The sequence below is a fragment of the Vibrio sp. JPW-9-11-11 genome (assembly GCF_013369335.1).
Classification (GTDB): Bacteria; Pseudomonadota; Gammaproteobacteria; order Enterobacterales; family Vibrionaceae; genus Vibrio.
The window spans coordinates 16,090-37,985 of record NZ_SZQJ01000001.1 but is presented as its reverse complement, the minus strand read 5'-3'; the positions used below and the strand labels follow the sequence as shown (position 1 = coordinate 37,985).

General features: G+C 50.2%; 22 protein-coding genes. 6 read left to right on the top strand and 16 right to left on the bottom strand.

Features of this window, described 5'->3' with window-relative positions:
• Positions 1-19: 19 nt before the first annotated feature.
• On the bottom strand, positions 20-502 hold the full coding sequence (greB, locus tag FCU94_RS00180) for a transcription elongation factor GreB (RefSeq protein ID WP_176286572.1): 483 nt from the start codon (positions 500-502) through the stop codon (positions 20-22).
• A 169-nt stretch (positions 503-671) separates the two neighbouring features.
• Here greB and ompR point away from each other — a divergent pair, with 169 nt between their 5' ends.
• Both ompR and envZ read left to right on the top strand, forming a co-directional pair.
• The gene (ompR, locus tag FCU94_RS00175) at positions 672-1,391 is read left to right on the top strand and encodes an osmolarity response regulator transcription factor OmpR (RefSeq protein ID WP_176286571.1); all 720 of its coding nucleotides are present in this window, start codon (positions 672-674) and stop codon (positions 1,389-1,391) included.
• Between the two features lie 75 nt (positions 1,392-1,466).
• Complete coding sequence (envZ, locus tag FCU94_RS00170) at positions 1,467-2,774, top strand: two-component system sensor histidine kinase EnvZ (RefSeq protein WP_176286570.1); 1,308 nt, start codon at positions 1,467-1,469, stop codon at positions 2,772-2,774.
• A 45-nt stretch (positions 2,775-2,819) separates the two neighbouring features.
• Here the strand turns inward: envZ and FCU94_RS00165 are convergent, their stop codons facing one another.
• The 12 genes from FCU94_RS00165 to gspC are packed head-to-tail and all read right to left on the bottom strand — an operon-like array spanning position 2,820 to position 14,020.
• Positions 2,820-3,584 carry a type II secretion system protein N gene (locus tag FCU94_RS00165; RefSeq protein ID WP_176286569.1) on the bottom strand — a complete coding sequence of 255 codons (765 nt, stop codon included), beginning with the start codon at positions 3,582-3,584 and terminating at the stop codon, positions 2,820-2,822.
• A gap of 4 nt (positions 3,585-3,588) precedes the next feature.
• Positions 3,589-4,080 (bottom strand): type II secretion system protein M, encoded by a 492-nt coding sequence (locus FCU94_RS00160; RefSeq protein WP_176286568.1) that lies wholly within the window; start codon positions 4,078-4,080, stop codon positions 3,589-3,591.
• Between the two features lie 10 nt (positions 4,081-4,090).
• Positions 4,091-5,302 carry a type II secretion system protein GspL gene (gene gspL / locus FCU94_RS00155; protein ID WP_176286567.1) on the bottom strand — a complete coding sequence of 404 codons (1,212 nt, stop codon included), beginning with the start codon at positions 5,300-5,302 and terminating at the stop codon, positions 4,091-4,093.
• Positions 5,271-6,284, bottom strand: coding sequence for a type II secretion system minor pseudopilin GspK (gene gspK / locus FCU94_RS00150; RefSeq protein ID WP_176286566.1), 1,014 nt, complete (start codon positions 6,282-6,284; stop codon positions 5,271-5,273). The genes gspL and gspK overlap by 32 nt, the downstream gene beginning before the upstream one ends.
• Positions 6,271-6,939: a type II secretion system minor pseudopilin GspJ gene (gene gspJ, locus FCU94_RS00145; RefSeq protein WP_176286565.1), complete on the bottom strand. Its 669-nt coding sequence runs from the start codon at positions 6,937-6,939 to the stop codon at positions 6,271-6,273. Before gspJ ends, gspK begins: the two co-directional genes overlap by 14 nt.
• Entirely contained in the window at positions 6,926-7,282 is a 357-nt protein-coding gene (gspI, locus tag FCU94_RS00140) for a type II secretion system minor pseudopilin GspI (protein ID WP_176286564.1), read from the bottom strand. Before gspI ends, gspJ begins: the two co-directional genes overlap by 14 nt.
• Entirely contained in the window at positions 7,269-7,853 is a 585-nt protein-coding gene (gene gspH / locus FCU94_RS00135; protein WP_176286563.1) for a type II secretion system minor pseudopilin GspH, read from the bottom strand. The genes gspI and gspH overlap by 14 nt, the downstream gene beginning before the upstream one ends.
• A gap of 18 nt (positions 7,854-7,871) precedes the next feature.
• Positions 7,872-8,315, bottom strand: a complete 444-nt coding sequence (gene gspG / locus FCU94_RS00130; protein WP_176286562.1) for a type II secretion system major pseudopilin GspG — start codon at positions 8,313-8,315, stop codon at positions 7,872-7,874.
• A gap of 38 nt (positions 8,316-8,353) precedes the next feature.
• Positions 8,354-9,577 (bottom strand): type II secretion system inner membrane protein GspF, encoded by a 1,224-nt coding sequence (gene gspF, locus FCU94_RS00125; protein WP_176286561.1) that lies wholly within the window; start codon positions 9,575-9,577, stop codon positions 8,354-8,356.
• A complete protein-coding gene (gene gspE, locus FCU94_RS00120; protein WP_176286560.1) occupies positions 9,577-11,067 on the bottom strand; it encodes a type II secretion system ATPase GspE in 1,491 nt (496 codons plus the stop codon). The genes gspF and gspE overlap by 1 nt, the downstream gene beginning before the upstream one ends.
• Positions 11,067-13,094 carry a type II secretion system secretin GspD gene (gene gspD, locus FCU94_RS00115; protein ID WP_176286559.1) on the bottom strand — a complete coding sequence of 676 codons (2,028 nt, stop codon included), beginning with the start codon at positions 13,092-13,094 and terminating at the stop codon, positions 11,067-11,069. The genes gspE and gspD overlap by 1 nt, the downstream gene beginning before the upstream one ends.
• Before the next feature lie 38 nt (positions 13,095-13,132).
• Positions 13,133-14,020 carry a type II secretion system protein GspC gene (gene gspC, locus FCU94_RS00110; protein ID WP_369597228.1) on the bottom strand — a complete coding sequence of 296 codons (888 nt, stop codon included), beginning with the start codon at positions 14,018-14,020 and terminating at the stop codon, positions 13,133-13,135.
• Positions 14,021-14,271: 251 nt separating this feature from the next.
• Between gspC and hslR the strand changes: the two genes are divergently transcribed.
• The 4 genes from hslR (at position 14,272) to FCU94_RS00090 (ending at position 19,557) form a co-directional block, all read left to right on the top strand.
• Positions 14,272-14,658 carry a ribosome-associated heat shock protein Hsp15 gene (gene hslR, locus FCU94_RS00105; RefSeq protein WP_176286558.1) on the top strand — a complete coding sequence of 129 codons (387 nt, stop codon included), beginning with the start codon at positions 14,272-14,274 and terminating at the stop codon, positions 14,656-14,658.
• A 29-nt stretch (positions 14,659-14,687) separates the two neighbouring features.
• On the top strand, positions 14,688-15,563 hold the full coding sequence (gene hslO / locus FCU94_RS00100) for an Hsp33 family molecular chaperone HslO (RefSeq protein ID WP_176286557.1): 876 nt from the start codon (positions 14,688-14,690) through the stop codon (positions 15,561-15,563).
• Between the two features lie 338 nt (positions 15,564-15,901).
• Positions 15,902-17,533 carry a phosphoenolpyruvate carboxykinase (ATP) gene (gene pckA / locus FCU94_RS00095; protein WP_176286556.1) on the top strand — a complete coding sequence of 544 codons (1,632 nt, stop codon included), beginning with the start codon at positions 15,902-15,904 and terminating at the stop codon, positions 17,531-17,533.
• A gap of 113 nt (positions 17,534-17,646) precedes the next feature.
• The gene (locus FCU94_RS00090; RefSeq protein WP_176286555.1) at positions 17,647-19,557 is read left to right on the top strand and encodes an AsmA family protein; all 1,911 of its coding nucleotides are present in this window, start codon (positions 17,647-17,649) and stop codon (positions 19,555-19,557) included.
• Here FCU94_RS00090 and FCU94_RS00085 read toward each other — a convergent pair.
• From FCU94_RS00085 to FCU94_RS00075, 3 genes are read right to left on the bottom strand one after another with little or no spacing between them, the layout of a single operon-like run.
• Complete coding sequence (locus tag FCU94_RS00085) at positions 19,554-20,477, bottom strand: bifunctional GNAT family N-acetyltransferase/hotdog fold thioesterase (protein WP_176286554.1); 924 nt, start codon at positions 20,475-20,477, stop codon at positions 19,554-19,556. The two genes, FCU94_RS00090 and FCU94_RS00085, sit on opposite strands and share 4 nt — an antisense overlap.
• Positions 20,478-20,521: 44 nt before the next feature.
• Positions 20,522-20,956 (bottom strand): D-aminoacyl-tRNA deacylase, encoded by a 435-nt coding sequence (gene dtd, locus FCU94_RS00080; protein WP_176286553.1) that lies wholly within the window; start codon positions 20,954-20,956, stop codon positions 20,522-20,524.
• Positions 20,928-21,875, bottom strand: a complete 948-nt coding sequence (locus FCU94_RS00075) for a virulence factor BrkB family protein (protein WP_176286552.1) — start codon at positions 21,873-21,875, stop codon at positions 20,928-20,930. The genes dtd and FCU94_RS00075 overlap by 29 nt, the downstream gene beginning before the upstream one ends.
• Positions 21,876-21,896 lie beyond the last annotated feature (21 nt).

The following is a 21,896-nucleotide window of genomic DNA, read 5'->3' as shown; positions in this document are numbered from 1 at the left end:
ATGGGAACTCAGGTTGGTATCAAGATTCAGGCTGGTAGCGAATGCTATTTACAAACCACTCTTTGTCCCCCTCTGGAGTGCGAACAGTAAACTCGTCATCGACGGCTTTTTTGAGTAGTGCCCGAGCCATTGGTGAGTCGATCGAAATATAACCTTTGGCATCGCCGTAGATTTCATCGGGCCCGACGATGCGAAACGCCTTCACGTCACCCGCCTCATTCTCAATTTCAACCCAAGCGCCAAAGAAGACCTGACCCTCTTGTTGCGGCGAATAGTCGACGACTTTGACTTGTTCTAGCCGCTTGCGTAAATAGCGTACGCGGCGGTCAATCTCACGTAAGCGCTTCTTGTTGTACTGGTAATCGGCGTTCTCACTTCGGTCGCCCAAGCTCGCCGCCCAAGTCACTTTCTTGGTCACTTCGGGGCGCTCCTCTTTCCACAGGAAATCGAGTTCTTTCTTAAGTCGATCAAAGCCTTCGCGGGTTATTAGGTTTGTTTTCATAATTCTGACGTTAATCAATTGCAGTTACGACATACATTAGCTAAAAAGGAAATAAACGTTAACAATTCTTTGCGCCAATCACTGACGAACAGTGTTACATTTTAAGCTGCGCAATGGGGTTAACACGACCCAAAGGTCGCGCAAGCTTATCTATTAGGTGGACCATTACATGCAAGAAAATCACAAGATCTTAGTTGTTGATGATGACGCACGACTTCGTGCCCTACTTGAGCGCTACTTGTCTGAACAAGGCTTCCAAGTGCGCAGCGTTGCCAACAGTGAGCAGATGGACCGCCTACTGACACGCGAAACGTTCCACTTGATGGTGCTCGATTTAATGTTGCCTGGTGAAGACGGCTTGTCGATCTGTCGCAGGCTGCGTAACGCCAACAACACCTTACCTATCCTAATGCTGACCGCCAAAGGCGATGAAATCGACCGTATTGTCGGCTTAGAAGTTGGAGCGGATGACTACTTACCCAAGCCGTTTAACCCACGCGAGTTACTCGCGCGCATTAAAGCGGTTTTGCGTCGTCAAACCACAGAGCTCCCCGGCGCCCCAAGCAGTGAAGAGTCGATTGTCGAGTTTGGCGATTTCCGCTTAAACCTTGGTACGCGTGAAATGTTTCGCGGTGACGAAGCCATGCCGCTCACCTCAGGTGAGTTTGCTGTGCTTAAAGCTCTGGTCACCAACGCGCGCGAACCCATGTCTCGTGACAAGCTAATGAATATGGCCCGTGGTCGAGAGTATTCGGCAATGGAGCGCTCGATTGATGTTCAGATCTCACGTTTACGCCGCATGCTTGAAGTCGACCCCAGTAAACCACGCTATATTCAAACGGTCTGGGGGCTAGGCTATGTATTTGTCCCAGATGGCAAAGAAGCCTAACTGATTGTTATTGTTAGAGTGCGAGCTTAGGCTCGCACTCTTTGTTTTTATCCGCGCTCTGTCGAGGTAGGTGTTATGCGCATTCGCAGCTCATTCACTCAATCAATTTTTATCTTTCTTACCCTGCTTATCGCCAGCCAGGTCTATTCCTACTACGCGGTATTCAACTACGCCTTGATGCCCAGTTTGCAGCAATTCAACAAAATCCTCGGCCATGAAATCAACTTGATGCTCGATGATTCCGCCAATCTAGAAGACGGGCTCAATATGGACGGGCCGTTGCGTCAGCGTGTACTGGAGCAGCTTGGCGTGACTATTCATGGCGAAGATAGCCCGATTGCTCACGAATACTATGAAGCGATGACCATAGATCTGATGAGTCAGGAGATGAGCAACGAGCTCGGTTCAAGAACCGATGTGCGCATGATGCTTGGCGAAGAGAGTTACATCTTGTGGATGAAGATAGAGTCGCTACCAGGCTCGCTGCTACGTATTCCTCTCTCCGAATTGCAGGAAGACGATTTTACCCCGCTGTTTCGCAATAGTTTGTTGATGGCGATGCTGATCGTGGCCGGAGGCTGGCTGTTTATTCGCTTACAAAACCGCCCGCTTATCGCGCTGGAAAAAGCAGCCAAAGGCGTAGGACGAGGCGAAATTCCTCCGCCTATTCCAGAAAAAGGCGCGTCGGAGATCCGCTCGGTAACCCGCGCATTCAACCAAATGTCGAAAGGGATTCAAGCCCTCGAAGAGGACCGGGCTTTATTGATGGCAGGCATCAGCCATGATCTACGCACGCCGTTAACACGGATCCGACTGGCAACCGAAATGATGTCTCCTGAAGACAGCTATCTGGCGGAGGGGATCATCAGTGACACCGAAGAGTGTAATGAAATTATCAGCCAGTTTATGGACTACCTTAAGCCAGTCAACAAACAGTCATTCATCAGTGTTGATCTAAACGACATCGCCGAGGATGTGGCGTCTTCAGAGGGTAGCTACGAAGTAAAAATTGAAACCAAATTCCACCAACCGCTCAAACAGACATTGGGTAGTCCCATCGCGATAAAGCGCGCAGTGAGTAATTTAGTGGTCAACGCGATTCGCTATGGCAATGGCTGGATTCGGATCAGCACTGGCATCACTGCCGACAACCAACTGGTTTGGGTCTGTATTGAAGATAATGGTCCCGGCATAGAGCAGAGCCAAATCGGTAAGCTATTTGAACCCTTTACCCGCGGTGATACCGCGCGAGGCAGCGAAGGGACGGGACTCGGCCTTGCAATCGTCAAACGCATCCTCAGTCAGCACAATGGCTCTGTTATCGTCAATAACCGTAGCGGTGGTGGACTAAAAGTGCAGATTAGCTTCCCAGCGATGAAATAGACCTAATAAATTGGGCAGCGTATGCTGCCCTATTTCGTTGCTCTGTTACCAACTTCCCTGATAACTAATGGGATACTTACCTTCGCTGTCTGCTTGATTAGGCAGCCATTGCAACTGCTGTTTAAGGTTTTCTGGAAACGATGTTCCAGGCTTAAACCAAGCCGAAACAGAATAGCGATTATTTGCGCTCAACTGAGCACTAAAGCGACTGGTAACATCCGCACTACTCTGCTCACCTTGCGCTTCAATCACGCTTTGCTGACAAGTAAAGTTGACCACCACAGGCCCAGTATTGAGCGCCGCCATCGGTGTAACGACCTTGTCGGTATTCCATACCAGGCTGCCCTCACCGCGCTGACAATAAGGTGCAGCATAGCGGTAGTCGCGCACACTCAGCTCCAACTGACCGGTTAAATCCAGAGGGATCGGTAAGCTTGGCGCGAAGCGCATCGCTTGGTCGACTGGCATCGACGCAATCAGGTTTTGCGCATAGGCACCTTGTGTGGAATAACCAATAACGCCGCGACCTTGCACACCAAAATCACTGCCACGCCCGAAGCGAACTTGCGCTTCCAGTTTACCGGTCAACAGTTGGCTGATATTGAGTTGCCAAGTCACCGCGCCATAAGTTTTCTGCTGCCAACTGAGTTGATGAACCGAGCCTTGCCATAAAGTCCCTTCGACTCCGGTCAACTTGAGCGCCGCGGGCAAGGGGACATACATCAGTAAAAACTGGGCAGGCAGATGAACAAGCGCACTGGTCACCAAAACGGTACTCAGCAGCAGTGCAGATAAAATCACTCTTTTCACACCACTACCCTCTGCCGAGCTGCAAGCGGTTAACTTCGACCATGCCGTCCCGCTCTGCTTTGTCTATATCTAAGAATTCCACACCAATGCCATGAGTTTCTTGTAAAAAAGACAGCCAATTGACGAACTGATTGAAAGGCAGAGGCGCAATCCAAACCTGAAACGCTTCACCTCTTGGCTGCACGCGAATCAGCTCGATATTGAAGCGTCCAACGCTGGATGATACCGCCTGGTTGATAGGCAAGCTCGAGACTGAGTGGCCACCTTTCCCTCGGAGCCGGCTGATTTCATCGGCTTTGTCTTTGACCCAAGTTAGAAGCTGTTTTTCACTCTGAATGCGCATTTCAGCCTGGTTTGCACGCTCATTAACTGGTTGGACGATGCCCCAATAGAGGCCGCCCACCAACAACAGCAGGCCACAAACGACCACTAAGCGTTGCTCACGCTGAGAGATACTCAGCCACCAGTTTTGCAAGGTATTGGTTAATTGTTTCATTTTCTCGACCTCACAAAGGCTTTAGGACAAATGAGCCATTGACCACATCACCAGAGCGGTTCAGTTGTCCTTGCTCAACCGTAAACTGTTCCGACAGCAGTTGCGCAGCGCGCTCAAACGTTTGAAAGTCTTTGCTCTGTGCCTGCAGGCGGATCTCATTGCGACCGCTATCGTACTTAAAGCTAGTTAAGGAAAGTGCTGGCACCTTTGAGAGCGTTGGCGTCATCTCGACTAATACCGCCAATAAAGCATTATCCGCACCTCCACCCGCAAGCCGCGACGCTTCCCGACCCATTTCGCGCTTTAAATAACTGACGGTCGGAATTTTTGTTTTTCCGGGCAGTGACTGACGGAAAATACGCTCGCTCTCAGCACGGTACGCCGCCGCTTGCGCCTCATAGTTTTGGATCTTAAGTACGTTATCAACGACAACCACGGCGATCAGCAGGCTCGCGGCAATCGCCACTTTTTGCCACACTTTCCAGTAACGATGAAACGAAGATTTGGGTTTAAACTGACCGGTCAGTAGGTTGATTTTACTCGCCAACGCATGCTCGGCCAGCATGGCCATTACCAAGCTAGGCTGCGCATTGTGCCACTCTTGCTCAGGGGCTAAGTCAAGCTCTGGTAACGGGGAATAAGCACTCAAAGGCAAAAAAGCATCGTCTTGTTTGACCCACTCAGACTGAGCCACTAGCGCCAACCAATCTGACTCTACCGCCATCCCCATATAGGGCGACTTCTTCAATAGCCAACTGCCATCAAGCTCAACCGCACTGATGCCTGCCGTATCGGGCAAGGCCAACGTATCGGGCATCACTTTGATAATTTGACACCCAATATCACGCAGGCGCGTTAGCACACTTTCAAACCACTCGCTGTCGACCGCGCACACCTGTGCTCGGCCACTTGACTTATGTAAGATGGAGAAGTGAAGCTGATCGACATCTTGCGCCAAATCGTCTTCCACAACGTAAGGTAACATGGCTTCTAGCTGACGACTTGCTCCTGCTGGAATGGCGAGATCAGCCAACACCAAGCTGTCGCTCGCCAATAAAACCAGAGTGCGACGTTGCTCCGCATATGAAGCCAGATCCGCTAACTCATGCTGATTGGCCAGCTCGCCACTGGCAATCACTTCCTTTTGCACTTCAGACCACACTAACCACTGTACGGCTTGGTCTAAATTGTTACTCAGTCGAACGATCAGAAACTCGTTCACCGATACCTCCGAAGCGACGGCGAATGACCGTCGCAGTTTCTTTATTATTACTGTAAAGCAAGCTTCGCAGCCGTACTCGAGAGTCAGCAACGATAATTTCAGCATCCAATTCAAAGTAGCTGCTGGTTACCGCCAAATAGCCTTTGGCCTTATCTCGCGCTTCTGTACTCACGCTACTTAGCGCGCTTTCATTAAAAAAATCATCCACACTCGCCCAACCATCGAAAGGACGCTGCTCCAATACCTGCTGAGCAGCATCAAGGCTCAATGCAGGATAAAACAGCGCGGCTAGCAAAGCGCCATTCTCAGGCACTATGGTATTGATGTTGAGGCGTAGATCTGCCACTGGTAACGCACAAACAAGCGGCGCGATTTTGGTCATCACCTCGCCCGACACTTGTTGAATCGCTCTTAGCTCCGAACCGTCGGCCAGCAAGCTGTTGGCGCTCATGTAGGCCGGTGACATGGACTCATAATAACTGTCTTCTGCCCCCGAACTGGAATTGACACTGGTATCGCTATCTACGTATTCCCATAGCGATTGAGCAATGGTTTCAGCCTGATAACTGTCGACTTCGCGCACTTCGAGTAAACGTTGAAACACTTCCACCAAATACGGTGTACTGCTCGACCCTGCCTGCACTTGCGCAATGGCTAGCGCGTTAAGATTAAAACAAGCTTGCTTATCAACCAACTGACCACTCATGGTGCCGTAGTCAAGTGGGTAAGTCTGTTTTTCAACAGCCCAAGGTTGCGACATATTGATGGTATCTGAGTCACGAAAGCTCTGCTCCAAGCCCACTTTCACCAGCGCTTCAGCGCCAACGCTATACCAGTAGGCTTGCTGATAGTTAAGTTGATTGGTCGCGCGGCGAAACTGGCCAAACAATCGGTCGGCCATACTGGCCGCAATACTGACCATCACTGCCAGCAGTAGCAATACTATGATTAAGGCAACTCCACGCTGCTTACTGGCTACCATCGACACCGCCTTCACTGGGTTCAATCGCACCACCACCGGTTAAGTAGATACGCTCTATCTCTCCGTAATCCTTGAGAACAAGCTTGATCGCCACGGCACTTGGCAAAGCGAGCTTGGTTTGCCATTCGTTTTGCCACTGCTTACCATCCCAAAAACGCAGTTCAAAGCTTTCTACGTTATCCAGTAGCGGCATCACGACCGGCTCTTGACCCGCCGGCGTATCCACATAGCGCCAAAACACGCGTTCAAGCTGGCTGTCTTTGAGGCGGTAGCCCACTTTACTCACTTCGCCACGGGGGAACTGCTGCTGAGGGTTGTGCCACCCCCCACGTACAAACCTTAACCCCTTTTGGTCAGAATCCAGTAAATAGTCTTGCCACTCAATCAACACAGGTTGCGGCTCTTCACCATTGCTACGCGACTGGCGCAGCGCCATTTGGCGAAAATCATTGTCCATAAACACCAAGGCGCGTTGCAGCGACTTAAGCCGCTCACTGCGCTCCAGCGAAATCTCGTTGCTGCGCTGCACCTGGTTAAGGACCTGATACGCTCCTACGCTTAAACTGGCAAAAATTGCGATGGCCACCAGCACCTCAATCAAGGTGAAGCCTTGCTGGCGGGCTAACCTATGGCGAGGTCGCTTATTTGGGAACATAACTTCTTACTGTCACAACAGGGTCGCCTTTTTCACTGGTTGCCACTTTGACATCGAACGCCTGCAGCGTATCGCCCGTGGTAGGCACAGGCGATACCTGCCAGAACCAATCTCGATTCGCCAGTTGTTCGCGACCTTTTTTCTGACTGGGCTGACTGCCCGCTAACACCACTTTGGCCATCTGATTGTCGGCGACCATGGCCGCAAACGTCTTCTCTTCTAGAAAGCTGAGGGTGTTGATATGTTGGCTGACCGAACGGATCGTTGCGATAGCGGCGGTGGCAAAAATCGCCAACGCCACCAAGACTTCCAGTAAGGTAAAACCTCGCTCAGTTCGCTTCATCTGCCTCTCCTGGTGCCAACAATAGGAGCTGTCCATTCTCTTTCGCCACCACATGCCAAGCGTCTTGCTCGCTGTTCCCTTGTTGAGGGTAGATGGCGAGAGAAAATGGCGTCACCTCGCCACTGGACATGATAAAGATCTGCGGATCAGGCAAGCGCTGCGACTCATCTTGCTCGGCAAACATCTGTTCATCAAACAAACTGCCGGGTTTAAACAGTCGCTGTTTGTCGTTCCACACATCGCCGCCTAAATCGAGTTGCAGTGCCAAATTTGATGCCAGTTGTAACTCGGGGTTGATTTGTCGATCATCGAGTTTTTTCCACCCTTCGGCATCTAACACCATAAAACGCAGCAACGAGGTTTTTTCATTGATATATAAACCAAAGTCTTTGCCACTTAACATCGACTCCTCATTAAGCAATGAGACTCGATGATAGAGCGATTGCGCCTGTTTCTTGGCGTTATCTTCGGCGTTCACTGGCAAAGTAGCGATCACCGCCACCGATGCCAATGACATCAGCACTAGCACCAGCAATATTTCCAGCAGGGTAAAGCCCGCATCACGACCCATTTCAGGTTCCGCTATCGATTACTGAAAATCTTGAATATTCCAGTTCCCGATATCGGTATTCGCCCCTTCGCCCCCTTCTTGACCATCTGCACCAAGCGTAAAGATATCAACGCTACTTTTATCGCCGGGGCTCAGGTACTGGTAATCATTGCCCCAAGGGTCGCTAGGTAGGCGCTTGATGTAACCGCCACTGCGGTAATTGCGCGGCTCTGGGCTTGATGGCTTAGTCACTAACGCTTCTAGGCCTTGGTCGGTAGACGGATAAACACTGTTATCGAGTTTGTACATATCGAGCGCATTTTCCAGCGCGACGATGTCGGTAATGGCTTTTTGCTGATCGGCTTTCTCTTTGTTGCCCAGCAGGTTAGGCACCACAAAGCTGGCAAGGATACCCAAGATCACCACCACGACCATCACTTCTAATAAGGTAAAGCCAGACTGTTTGTTGTTTCTTTTGTTCATTTTTTTCTCCACTAGCACGGCGCGATTTAACAGCGCCATTATGAACTCATTAAGTTATTCATTTCTAAAATCGGCATTAAGGTTGCCATGACGATAAACAGCACCAGTCCTGCCATCAGCGCGATCAGGGCAGGAGTAAAAATGCCTAACGCGATATTCACCGTTGACTCGAAATTAGCGTCTTGGTTGTCGGCCGCGCGCGTCAGCATACTCTCTAGCTCACCGCTCTGTTCACCACTGGCTATCATATGCAGCATCATAGGAGGAAACAGTTTGGTTTGCTCTAGCGCGCGGCGCAGGCTCGCCCCTTCGCGTACATTATCGGTCGCGACGAGCACTTGCTGTTTCACATAGTGATTGGACATCACATCCACGGCGACGCGCATCCCATCTAAGATCGGAATCGCGCTCGAGGTACAGATGGATAAGGTACGGGCAAAACGCGAAGTATTCAGACCACGGGCTATTTTTCCCACCATCGGCATGGCAATCACTTTGCGATCCCAGCTCAAACGTAGCTTAGGTTGACTCAAAGCGAACTTGACCAGATAGATAGTGACCATCAAGGTCAACAGTAGATAGACCCCATAACCTTGAATAAAGTCACTCGAGGCAAGCAAAAACTGGGTCGATTGCGGCAGCTCTTGACCCATTTGAACAAACTGACCAACAATTTTCGGCACCACCGCCGCCAACAAAAAGGCGACAATCCCGACCGCAAATACTACCAACACCACCGGATAGATCATCGCTTGCTGCAGTTTAGAGCGCATCTTCTGGCGATTTTCGGCATAGTCTGCGAGTCGCTCCAGCACCGAATCGAGGTGACCAGATTTTTCACCCGCCGCCACCATTGAGCGAAATAGCTCATCGAACACATGGGGAAAGTCGGCCAAGCTATCTGCTAAGGTATACCCTTCGGTGACTTTAGCGCGCACCGCCAGCAACATGGTGCGAATGCGTGGCTTTTCTGACTGCTCAGAGACCGCTTTTAAACACTCCTCCAACGGCATACCCGATTGGACTAGTGTCGCTAACTGACGAGTGATCAGCGCCAAGTCTGGAGTACTCAAGCCGCGCTTAAACTGCCAACCACCACTTTGACTGCGTTTGGCGGCTTTTTGTCGTGTTTCACTGACCTCAACCGGGATCAAGCCTTGTTCTTTGAGACGAGCACGGACCTGACGAGCATTGTCGCCTTCCGTCACCCCTTTCTTGGTCTTTCCTTTGGCATCGAGCGCCTTGTATTCAAATGCCGCCATTAGCTTTCCTTGGTCACTCGCATCACCTCTTCTAACGAAGTGACGCCAGCCAGCACTTTATTCATCCCATCTTGACGAATGCTCGGCGTGCGAGCACGAATGCTTTTCTCAATCGCCTGCTCACCCGCTTCACTGTGGATTAAGCTTTGCACGTCTTCATCGACAAGCAGCAACTCGTGAATACCGGTACGACCACGATACCCTTTGAAATTGCACTGTTCACAGCCGCAGGCTCGGTAGAGGGTCAACGCTTGCTCTGACCCAACATCAAACAGTTTCTTGGTTTCATCGTCCGCTTGATAAGGGGTTTTACAATCTTGGCATAGCGTTCGAACTAAGCGCTGAGCGAGCACACCCAGCAGCGACGAAGAGATGAGAAACGGCTCGATTCCCATGTCACGTAGACGTGTGATCGCGCCAACTGCGGTGTTGGTATGCAGTGTCGACATCACTAAGTGACCCGTTAGCGAGGCTTGTACCGCAATTTGTGCGGTTTCTAGGTCGCGGATCTCACCGACCATCACCACATCAGGGTCTTGGCGCAAAATGGCGCGCAAACCACGGGCAAACGTCATGTCGACTTTTGGGTTCACCTGCGTTTGGCCGATACCATCAATATCAAATTCAATCGGGTCTTCGACGGTCAGAATGTTGCGCTCGTTACTGTTGATTTCGCTTAAGCCCGCATACAAGGTGGTCGACTTACCTGATCCCGTGGGGCCGGTCACCAAAATAATCCCATGCGGGCGCTGGATCATCTGCCTAAAGGCCGTGTGATTCGCCTCGGTCATGCCTAAGCTGTGCAAATCGAGTCGCGTCGCGTTTTTATCTAATAGACGCATTACCACACGTTCACCATGCGACGAAGGCATGGTCGACACGCGAACGTCGACAGCACGACCACCAATGCGCAGAGAAATACGCCCATCTTGTGGGACCCGTTTCTCCGCAATATCCAGCTTGGCCATGACCTTTACGCGCGACACCAACAGCGGTGCAAGCTTGCGGCTAGGTGCCAGTACATCGCGCAGCACGCCATCGACACGAAAACGGATCGACAGGCTTTTTTCAAACGTCTCTATATGAATATCCGACGCGCCCTCTTTGATCGCTTCCCCTAGCATGGCATTGATCAGTTTGATGATAGGCGCATCGTCTTCCGACTCAAGCAGGTCTTCGTCTTGGGGTAAGTCTTCCGCAAGTGAGAAAAAGTCATCGTTGTCGGCGCCGATATCTTCCATTAATTGGCGCGCTTCTGACGAATCACGCTGATACGCTTCGGTGAGTTTGCGTTCAAACGCCTCGTTATCCATCGCTTGCAAAGTCACTCGACGCGCGCACACTCGCTTGACTTCAAGTAAAGCGGGCATGATAACTGGCTCAACATAATACAGCACCAAATCATCACCGTTTTGCTCTAAAACCATTTTGAAACGGTTGGCAAAGCTAAACGGCAGACGTTTCAGTTGTGGAGTAACCAACGCATCCATTATTCGGCTTCCATTTGATCTAAGAAAGCTTGAATTTCAACAGGATGACGTATTTCCTCACCAAACTTTGGCAGCACGGGAATATGCGCATCGTCCATCAGCTTGAGCCCTTGGTCGGCTTTGTACAGCTGCTCGGCACGAATAAAGTTGTACTTACGCTGAGTAATGCCATCCGCTGTCATGCCGTCGCGAATAATGGTCGGCTTGATAAACACCATCAAGTTTTTCTTCTCAACTTGGGTACTGGTTGACTTAAACAAATGGCCCAAATACGGAATGTCGCCCAGTAGCGGCACTTTAGACTCACTCTCAAGCGCGCGCTCATCAATCAAGCCACCGAGCACAATCATTTGCCCATCTTCGACCATCACGGAGGTATTGAGCTGACGTTTGGCAAAACGTACGTCTACGGCGCCATTGGCGCCCAGTACGTTTGATACTTCTTGCTCAATATTGAGTTGAACTGAGTTACCTTCGTTGATTTGTGGCACCACTTTGAGCTTAATGCCAACCTCTTTGCGATCCACCGTCTGAAATGGGTTGTCGTTGTTCGAGCCCGCGGTGGAGCCTGTAATGACCGGCACTTCCTCACCGACGATAAACGAGGCTTCGCCGTTGTCCATAACCGTAATGCTCGGCGAGGAGAGAATGTTGGAGTTGGAATCCGTTGAAACTGCGCTGATGAGCGCCGTCCAATCCCCCATGACCACACTTAGCGCGGCGCCATTCACGCCAGCCAACGCTGAAGCCAGCGTCGAATAGTCGCCTTTTTCTGTGGTATTTTCGTTGCGTAAAAAGTTGCCGTCAGAATCGTAAACCGCTTTAGTGGTCGTCGTATCCTTCGCCTCTTCTAAGCCGACCATAACCTGACCAATCGGCGCGCCTGCGTTACCGTATTGGATCATCGAACCATCATCGAGCGATCCCCATTGCACGCCCAAATTAATGCCATCCCCTTCGGCCATTTCGACGATCAACGCTTCAATCAAAACTTGAGCACGACGGATGTCGAGTTGGGCGATCACATCTTGAATGGCCAGCATAATATCTGGCGGTGCGGTCAGCACCAAAGCATTAGTCTCTGGATGGGCGGCAATCACCACATCACTGCGCGCTGAACCTCCCGATTGTTTCGAACCACTCGACTTTTCCGCTTGCAGGTTGTCCGACACTCCCTTGAGTACATCGACCAAATCTTCCGCTTTGGCGTATTTGAGGTAAACCACACGGTTGTTCCCCTTTGAGGCCATTTCGACATCGAGTTGTTTGATCAGTTTGCGCAGTCGTTCGCGGACTTTCGGATCACCAGAAATGAGGATCGAGTTGGTTCTGTCGTCTGCCACCAACTTAGGCTGCAGAAATTCGGGCGTGTTCTTGTTGTCAGCAGACTTGTTCAGCGCTTCGACAATACGCACCATTTCCGCCGCTGACGCATTGGCTAAGTCAACCACCTCGATCTCTTTATCGCCAGCTTGGTCGACGCGTTTAATAATATCGGCTAAGCGATTGACCACCGCAGCGCGACCGGTGATCAAAATGATGTTGGCCGGGTCATAGTGAACCACGTTACCCGCTCCGGCATTATCGTTGAGTTGACGTAACAGCGGTGACAACTCACGCACTGAGACGTTACGCACCGCAACCACGCGAGTCACGACTTCATCCCCATTGATATTACCATCGCCGACAACCGGTACCGCTGAGGTTTTCGCGTCTTTCGACTTGATAACTTTTAAGATACCGTTGTCCATTTCGACAACAGCAAAGCCGTACACTTCGAGCACATTGAGGAAAAAGCTGTAGTACTGCTCTTCACTCAACATATCGTAACTGCGCACATCCACCTTACCGCGCACTGATGGGTCAACAATAATGGTTTTCTCTAAATTGCGGCCAACGATATTGATAAATTCTTGAATGTCGGTGCCCTTGAAACTGGCACTGAAATCATTTGCCGTCACCGCCATAGGTGAGGCGAGTAAGCTTCCCGCTAAAAGCCATACGCTCTTGTTAAGCCAATGGTTCACTGTGTACTCCTCGGATCAACGATCTCTTGGTCGCTGTCTTATAATTCAATATAGATTTCATGTGGTTGACCGTCTCGCTCTACGGTCAGCGTCAGCTCTGTGAGCTGAGAAAGATTACGAAAAACCTCCCCCATCACAGAAGGGTCGGTAAGGTCCATGCCATTAATCGACACCGCAATATCCCCCGACTGTAAGCCAACTGACTCAAATAGTGCGTCGTCTTTGCCCGGCGTTAAACGATAGCCAACAATCGTTTCATCCTGCTTGATTTGCGACATTCGCACGTATTGGAAAATCTGCTTCGGGTCTTGGCTGATTTCCTGCTGGATTTTTTCCAGCGCATCACCCGCCACCTTTTTACGCGTGATCGTATTCTCTTGACGAGGTGGGGCCGAACGATTGTACTTCAGCCCTTCCAACATAATGGTTTCGTTACGTCCCGAGTTATCAATAATGACACGATCAGCTTGCACTTGAACCAACTTGGCACGCGTGCCTTCTATCACTTCATTGATGCCGTAAGTGGCTTGCTGACCACGATTGGCGATCACGGCCAAGCTTTTGCTCGGGTTAGAACTGGTCACGATCCCGACCAATACTACATTGAGACGGCTTTTCGGCGCATCTTGCACTTTGGGTTGTTTCACAACTGGAACCGAGTTCTGATATTGGCCAAAAATATGGCTATTTTGCAGTTGTGAAAGGTCAAGCCGCGATGATGAACTCGAACCAGACCCGATGGACTTTGCCGGCTGCCATGCGGATATGACGGGTTGCTGCCAAGGTTGCCAGATCATCTGACCGGCGATCCAGGCACACATCGCCAGCAACAAAAGCATGACGGCATAGCTCACTCGCTGTTGCACGCGGACGTCCTTGAACGCTTCACCTAGCTGATATAGTGCATTTACACTAAATTGTTTCACCCACTGTCCTTATTGATTGATTTCTCTAAAAGATACGTATTTTTTATTGCGATGACTTTGTGCGTTTTTTCTGCCCAAAGAGCAAGCGAAGATTGTAGCAAAATATGAAACAACCTATACATTAAACCGCTGCACGTCACTTTAACGGCGCATAATTTTTATGATTTCGCTTGAAAAATGCCACACACGTCACCATTGTTACAGCAACTAGCTGGAATCAACGCCAATTACCTTAGAGAGAAACAATCACCATGGGTTCCCAAACAGAAGCAGTGAGACTCGACAAATGGCTGTGGGCCGCACGTTTTTACAAGACGCGCTCCATCGCTCGAAACATGGTCGATGGTGGCAAAGTTCACTATAATGGCCAACGCAGTAAGCCGAGTAAAGCTGTTGAGCTGGGAGCCATGATCACTCTAAGACAGGGTCATGAAGAGAAAACCGTGGTCATAGAGAAAATCTCCGACCAACGCCGTGGAGCGCCCGAGGCGCAAACCCTTTACTCTGAAACGGCCGAGAGCGTGAGTAAACGCGAAGAAAACGCAACGCGCCGTAAACTGCACGCCCACAACCCAAGTCCAGACCGTCGCCCTGACAAAAAACAACGTCGCGACATCATTAAATTCAAACACCAATAAAGCTGGAAAAATTAACGAGGACCCGCCACATGGCAAGCAATGTTTTGAACCGCTACTTATTTGAAGACCTTTCAGTTCGTGGTGAGTTGGTACAATTGGATGAAGCTTACCAACGTATTATTTCTAGCAAGGATTACCCAGCGCCGCTGCAAAAACTGCTTGGTGAGCTGTTGGTTTCCACCACACTGTTAACCGCGACGCTTAAGTTTGAAGGTTCAATTACTTTGCAACTGCAAGGCGATGGGCCGGTGTCGCTGGCGGTGATCAACGGTGACAACGAGCAAAAAGTTCGTGGAGTGGCGCGCTACGAAGGTGATATCGCTGATGATGCCAGCATCCACGATATGATGGGTAAAGGGTACCTAGTAATCACCATCGATCCTAAAAAAGGTGAACGCTACCAAGGCATTGTCGGCCTTGAGGGCGATAGCTTGGCCGAAATTCTAGAAGGTTACTTTGCTAACTCAGAACAATTGAAGACACGCCTGTGGCTACGCACCGGAGAACAAGATGGGCAAGCTCATGCGGCTGGTATGCTAATTCAAGTCGTGCCTGATGGAACCGGTAAACCGGAAGACTTTGAACACCTCGAACAGCTAACTGAGACGGTGAAGAATGAAGAGCTATTCACGCTTGAAGCTAACGAGCTGCTCTACCGTCTATATAACCAAGAGAAGGTTCGCGTGTTTGAACCTCAACCGGTCGCCTTCCATTGTGGCTGTTCACGTGAGCGCAGTGGTTCAGCCATCGTGACCATTGACCGTGAGGAAGTGAATGACATTTTGGCTGAAGTGGGGTCGATTTCTTTACATTGTGATTACTGCGGCACGAGTTATACGTTCGACGAAGCCCAAGTGTCTGAACTGTTCCGTGAAGCTGGATCCGGCAACAACACGCTGCATTAATTTTTGTGGCACATCAAGCTTGTAATTTACCCATCAAAAGGCCCGCACTCGCGGGCCTTTTTTGTGATCCTACCCGCGCTATATCTCGCTTTAGCCGTAATAAAACAACCTGTTAATTTTAATCGAATATTAATGCTTTTGCCCTAGCGCAAAGCTTTGCGCACACGATAAACTAATCGCACCAATATGTGATGCGTCGCTTAATCCCTCATGAAAAACGCGGATATTTTTTGAGCTATATCCCTGTTTTCTCTAAAGCCCATTGCTAGCATGGTGAGCAGATAAAATTAAAAAAATCATTACAAAATCCCTACAAAATATCCCTACAAGGAGCACCTATGACCGTTATGGAACATACAAAGGCTGCAACAATTGATCTTACCCAACACGGACTTCACAACGTTAAAGAGGTGGTACGCAACCCAAGCTACGAAGTGTTGTTTGAAGAAGAAACTCGCGCAGATCTCGAAGGCTACGAAAAAGGCGTAGTGACCGAGCTTGGCGCTGTCGCAGTCGACACCGGTATTTTTACCGGCCGCTCACCAAAAGATAAGTACATCGTTAAAGATGCCACTACCGAGGAACATATGTGGTGGACATCAGACCAAGTGAAAAACGATAACAAGCCGATCACTCAAGAGGTGTGGGACGATCTAAAACAACTCGTCACTAACCAGTTATCGGGTAAACGCGTTTTCGTCATTGATGGTTACTGTGGCGCCAACCCGGACACTCGCCTCAGTATTCGCGTCATCACAGAAGTCGCGTGGCAAGCTCACTTCGTTAAGAACATGTTTATTCGTCCTAGTGAAGAAGAACTCGCGACATTTGAACCTGATTTCGTGGTGATGAATGGCGCGAAGTGCACCAACCAGAAGTGGAAAGAGCACGGTCTGAACTCTGAAAACTTCACCGTCTTCAACCTCACAGAGCGTACGCAATTAATCGGCGGGACTTGGTACGGCGGTGAGATGAAGAAAGGCATGTTCGCCATGATGAACTACTTCTTACCACTCAAAGGCATCGCGTCAATGCACTGCAGTGCCAACATGTGTAAAGAAAACGGCGAAGTGGCGATTTTCTTCGGCTTGTCTGGCACGGGTAAAACCACACTGTCGACCGATCCAAAACGCGCACTGATCGGGGATGACGAGCACGGTTGGGATGACGATGGTGTCTTCAACTTCGAAGGTGGGTGTTACGCGAAAACCATCAAACTATCCAAAGAAGCCGAGCCAGATATCTACAACGCCATTCGTCGCGACGCTCTATTGGAGAACGTAACGGTTCGTTCTGACGGCTCAATTGACTTCGATGATGGTTCTAAGACAGAGAACACACGTGTCTCTTACCCTATCGAACACATCGAAAATATCGTCAAGCCTGTTTCGAAAGGCGGCCATGCCAACAAAGTGATCTTCCTATCAGCAGATGCGTTTGGTGTCCTTCCTCCGGTCTCTAAATTGACGCCTGAGCAAACTAAGTACCATTTCCTATCGGGCTTTACGGCTAAACTGGCCGGTACTGAGCGCGGTATTACCGAGCCAACACCGACCTTCTCCGCTTGTTTTGGTGCCGCATTCCTTACGCTGCACCCAACCAAGTACGCTGAAGTGCTGGTCAAACGCATGGAGCAGGCGGGCGCAGAAGCTTACCTAGTGAACACCGGTTGGAACGGCAGTGGTAAGCGCATCTCGATTCAAGATACGCGTGCGATCATTGATGCGATTTTGGATGGTTCTATCGAGCAAGCCGAAACCAAACAGATCCCTATCTTCAACTTAGAAGTGCCTGTCGCGCTTCACGATGTCGACCCCACCATTCTCGACCCTCGTGATACTTACGTAGACCCACTGCAGTGGGAAAGTAAAGCGAAAGATCTGGCGACTCGTTTCATCAACAACTTCGCAAAATACACCGATAACGAAGAAGGCCAATCACTGATTGCAGCTGGTCCTCAGTTAGATTAGTGACATCGGCATCATTTGTTTAGCTAAGCCCCTCTTTGGAGGGGCTTTTTGTTGCTTGAACAGCAAAACTAATCCAAGCTAGTAGCAAGTTAAACGGACGCAAGAGGGTCAATGTGAAAAGAGCACTATGGTGGCTGAGTATAATAACGATCTCTGGCTTGGTTTTATCCTTTGCGACCTTATATGCCCTAATGCAAAGCCGTTACGCCGCGCAGACGTTCACCACCCTGTTCAACACCTTTGCTCCCTATTCAATATCGACAACAGAGGTGCATTATCAGCCTCCGCTACAATTGACCTTAGCCAACGTCGAATTGAATGATGCCAACACCCCATTGCAAGCCCCCAAGCTGACCGTGTGGTTAAGTCGGCAGCCCTGGCAACAAGGTAAGCTGGCCTTCGACTCCATACTTGTCGAAGGCGCGAACCTGCAACTCAAGCAATTGAACCACGCCATTTTCAACCATATTAGCTTGCAACAGTTGGCGCTTAAGCATGTCGATATCAGCGCGCCGAAGTGGTCAGCCCGCGGCGTTAGCGCACAAATGAATCAGCCCCGTTGGGTTCAAGAAGACCAAACCATTCCATTTGCCGATATTCAACTGACCGCAAAGCAACTCTATATGCAGGGCGAAGCACTCGATGATTTATTGGTTGATATGCGTTACCAACCCAGCAATAGCACGATTTTCGGTAGCTCTTTTAGCTGGCGTAATGCTGCCTTTTCGGGCCAAGCCGAGCAATATGAGCACGGCTGGTCACTCATCAATGTCACCATAGATAAACTCGCGCTCCCCGATACCACACCTCTTGAACGACTGCTGACCACCTTCAGCAACCAACAGCTGCCGATTAGCCATATCAACAGCCTCGATATTCTCGGCGGATCATTCAATTACCAAGGTTGGCGCTTTGAAAATCTTGACGCTTCTTTGGAAAACCTATTCCTCACCCAGACGCTATGGCAACAAGCGTCTGGCTATGCCTCTTTTGCTGCCGATAGTATTGCGGATAAACGCGTAACGCTTATCTCTCCACGCGCCAAATTGAGAATGGCAGACCAAGGGTTGCTGATTGATGAATTTGATACCGATTTCAAACAAGGCCGAATTCAGTTGCAAGGCGCAATATCACCGCAAGGTGTTCACTTAGATAAACTCGATATTAATGGTGTGAAATGGCTCGATCACACTGAACAGTTGCTCGCCGATTCGCGTCACCTATTGGCACCACTACAAAGCCTAACCATAGACCAATTAGCGGTCACCAATAGCCAACTGATTCAAGTCGAGCGCAAGCCGTACTGGCAAGTTTCTGGACTCAATATCGAGGGGCGTGATTTAAGCTTGATCAAGCAAGCCCTGTGGGGAGTATGGCAAGGCTCACTTAGCCTCACTGCTCATAGCGCCAATCTCGACAGCCTAATGACCACTCAGACTAAAATCAGCGTCACGGCAGAGAACGATAAGCTGACGCTATCACGCGCATTTGTTCCTCTTGAACAAGGCTATATTGAAGCACGTGGGTGGTGGGATAGAGCAACCATTAGCGCGCCATGGCAGTTAGAGCTCCACGCCGACGGTCTGCCTTTACAACACTATTTGCTCGATCAGGCACTGCCGTTTGAGTTAACCGGTTTGGCCGAAGTCAATCTGGCTCTATCCGGTTTATCCGGTGACTATTCGATGTTAGCGCACAGCCTAAGTGGGAAAGCGAGCGCTAGCTTGCGCCAGGCGTCGATTAAAGCGAGCACAGCCGATGGGGAGCAGCACTTTGAGCAAGTCTTTGCGTTGGATAAGGTGATCGCCACCGCCGATCGAGGGCGCGTCAGCGTGCAAGGTAAACAAGACACACTTCAGCTGGCTGGTGAATGGGACTTGACCAAAGCACCGTTTGCCAGCTTATTGATCCAGAGTCGACAAGAGTGTTTAGAGTTATGGTCAGACATTGTCGCTCACACTAACGTGATCAAGTCGGTCTGTGATTCCCCAACGTCTTCCCGTCGCGCTCAAACGACAAACTAATCGTCGCTGCCAATCACCGCTTGGTAGTCCGGCAACAGCATGTAGGTGCCAATAAATTCGACCGCAGGCAAATCGCCACTATTGATGGTGACATGAATCACGATGCGCGCTTTTCGCCCTGCGGCGAGGCGGTCTAGGTCGCCACTAATACCGTCGAGCGATGTGGAAGCGACCGGACTTTGAGTGACTGGATGACGGTAGCGAATACGGCTATCCGCCAGCACTATATCACCGCTGAGGTTGCGCTCTTTCATCAGTAGCCAAGTCATCCCCCAACCCGTCAGTGTGGCTAAGGTGAACGCCGATCCAGCAAACATGGTATTGTGCGGGTTGAGGTTAGGATTGAGCTGCGCGCTACACTCAAACTGATAGCCGGTGTACTGATTGATCTTAATCCCCATCTTGTCACTGATTGGGATCTGGTTCTCCCAGCGCTCTTGCAACTCGGTACACCACTCCGGTTTACGCAGCACATTAGCCATGGGATCGAGCTGCTTGACCATTTGTTGGTGGCGCACGGGACCGCGCTCGTCGGTCAACTCACCGCGTCGCTCAAAGCCATTCTTTTCGTAAAACGAGATCGCATCTTCTCGAGCATTACACACCAAGCGTTTTGCTCCTTCTTGGCGCGCGAGTGACTCCAAAGCCACCAGCACCAAAGAACCCATCCCTTTGCTCCGACGGTTATTTTTCACCGCCATAAAACGGATCTGACCTTCGCTATCCGGGGTAATGTATAGCCGACCGATCGCCATCGGACGCCCCCGGCCGTCAACGATCATGCGATGATGGCTCATCGGGTCATACTCGTCACGTTCAGAGCCTATCGGCATCTGCCAAGGCTCTCTCAGCATCTGCCAACGAAAGTGATAGTACTTATTAAGTTGGTTATCCGTTTTCGGCGTGATCAGCTTAAACATAAAAATCCTTTTTGTTGTGGCGGCGTGATTCGCTCAAGAGTTAATTATACCTGTAGCCAGAAAGTCACGGGGCCATCATTGACCAAAGAGACCTTCATATCCGCCGCAAAGCGGCCACGCTCAGTCGGCAAAACTTCCGCACAGCGGTCTGAGAAATAGTCGTACAGTCGCTCGGCATCAGCAGGATGCGCGCCACGCGAGAACCCCGCGCGAGTGCCCTTCTTGGTATCAGCCGGCAGGGTAAACTGCGACACCACCAAGACTTTACCTTCGATTTGTTTCACATTGAGGTTCATTTTCCCGTCTTGGTCTTCAAACACTCGATAAGTGGTCACACGTTCCATCAGTCGCTTGGCTTTCGCTTCATCATCGTCTTTCTCGACGCCGAGCAGAACAAGCAGACCTTGGTCGATCTCTCCGACCACTTGACCATCAACTCGAACGGCGGCCTCACTCACTCTCTGAATCAGTGCTATCACTGTTTTTTCCTTTTACTATTAATCGATTGCGTGATGGCGAAGAGTGTACCACTTCTTGGGGTAATTCTCTCCATTGCTCTCTTTCTCCCAGCGACGCCGTGACCTCAGCGCCAACGAGTACGATTAACCAACACAGATAGACCCAAACGAACAGAATAGGGATCGCCGCGAGCGCACCGTATATCAGTTGATACGAGGGAAACTGAGTAATGTAGGCCGCAAAGCCTTTTTTGCTCGCCTCAAACAGCAGCGCAGCCACTATCGCCCCAAGCGCCGCATGAGAGAGCTGCACTTTTTTATTCGGTACCAGAAGATACAAACCGGCAAAAGCAAAGAAGGATAATAAAAAAGGTAGCCAGCGCAGCAGTTGATTGTACACACCACTGATCGCCTCGTGGTCGATGATTTTCAGTGATGTGACATACGAAGTCGCAGCAATACTCGCACCAACTAAGATCGGCCCTAAGGTCAGCACCATCCAGTACATAGAGAAAGAAAACACCGCGCGACGCTTTTTATGCACCCGCCAAATGTAGTTGAGATTTTTATCGATGTTGGAGATCAACATCAGCGCAGCCACAAACAGAAACCCGCCCCCCACCGCGCTCATTTTCCCCGTATTAGCGACAAACTCAAGTAATGCCCCTTTAACCGCATCGCCAGCGGCTGGAACAAAGTGAGTGATCACAAAGTCTTGGATGGCGTCACCGGCGTTGTCAAAAATGGCAAAAGAAGACAGAACGGATAACAATACCGTGAGCATAGGGACAATCGACAACAGTGTAATGTAAGCCAAATAACCTGCATTAACATTGACTCGGTCGTGTTTCATTCGCGTCAGAAGATAGCGCGCAAAGAGCAGTGCTTGCGTTAGTAAGGGTTCGATTTTCAACTTGTAACTCCCTAGCAACTCAGTCATCCTAACAGGGTAATTTTAAAG

Excerpts from the sequence above, each read along its gene's own strand:
- gspK (WP_176286566.1), bottom strand. The coding sequence starts at position 6,284 with ATGGTAGCCAGTAAGCAGCGTGGAGTTGCCTTAATCATAGTATTGCTA.
- gspE (WP_176286560.1), bottom strand. The coding sequence starts at position 11,067 with ATGGATGCGTTGGTTACTCCACAACTGAAACGTCTGCCGTTTAGCTTT.
- envZ (WP_176286570.1), top strand. The coding sequence starts at position 1,467 with ATGCGCATTCGCAGCTCATTCACTCAATCAATTTTTATCTTTCTTACC.
- hslR (WP_176286558.1), top strand. The coding sequence starts at position 14,272 with ATGGGTTCCCAAACAGAAGCAGTGAGACTCGACAAATGGCTGTGGGCC.
- ompR (WP_176286571.1), top strand. The coding sequence starts at position 672 with ATGCAAGAAAATCACAAGATCTTAGTTGTTGATGATGACGCACGACTT.
- hslO (WP_176286557.1), top strand. The coding sequence starts at position 14,688 with ATGGCAAGCAATGTTTTGAACCGCTACTTATTTGAAGACCTTTCAGTT.
- FCU94_RS00085 (WP_176286554.1), bottom strand. The coding sequence starts at position 20,477 with ATGTTTAAGCTGATCACGCCGAAAACGGATAACCAACTTAATAAGTAC.
- FCU94_RS00160 (WP_176286568.1), bottom strand. The coding sequence starts at position 4,080 with ATGAAACAATTAACCAATACCTTGCAAAACTGGTGGCTGAGTATCTCT.
- gspJ (WP_176286565.1), bottom strand. The coding sequence starts at position 6,939 with ATGTTCCCAAATAAGCGACCTCGCCATAGGTTAGCCCGCCAGCAAGGC.
- pckA (WP_176286556.1), top strand. The coding sequence starts at position 15,902 with ATGACCGTTATGGAACATACAAAGGCTGCAACAATTGATCTTACCCAA.
- gspG (WP_176286562.1), bottom strand. The coding sequence starts at position 8,315 with ATGAACAAAAGAAACAACAAACAGTCTGGCTTTACCTTATTAGAAGTG.
- gspF (WP_176286561.1), bottom strand. The coding sequence starts at position 9,577 with ATGGCGGCATTTGAATACAAGGCGCTCGATGCCAAAGGAAAGACCAAG.
- gspI (WP_176286564.1), bottom strand. The coding sequence starts at position 7,282 with ATGAAGCGAACTGAGCGAGGTTTTACCTTACTGGAAGTCTTGGTGGCG.
- FCU94_RS00075 (WP_176286552.1), bottom strand. The coding sequence starts at position 21,875 with ATGACTGAGTTGCTAGGGAGTTACAAGTTGAAAATCGAACCCTTACTA.
- greB (WP_176286572.1), bottom strand. The coding sequence starts at position 502 with ATGAAAACAAACCTAATAACCCGCGAAGGCTTTGATCGACTTAAGAAA.
- gspH (WP_176286563.1), bottom strand. The coding sequence starts at position 7,853 with ATGGGTCGTGATGCGGGCTTTACCCTGCTGGAAATATTGCTGGTGCTA.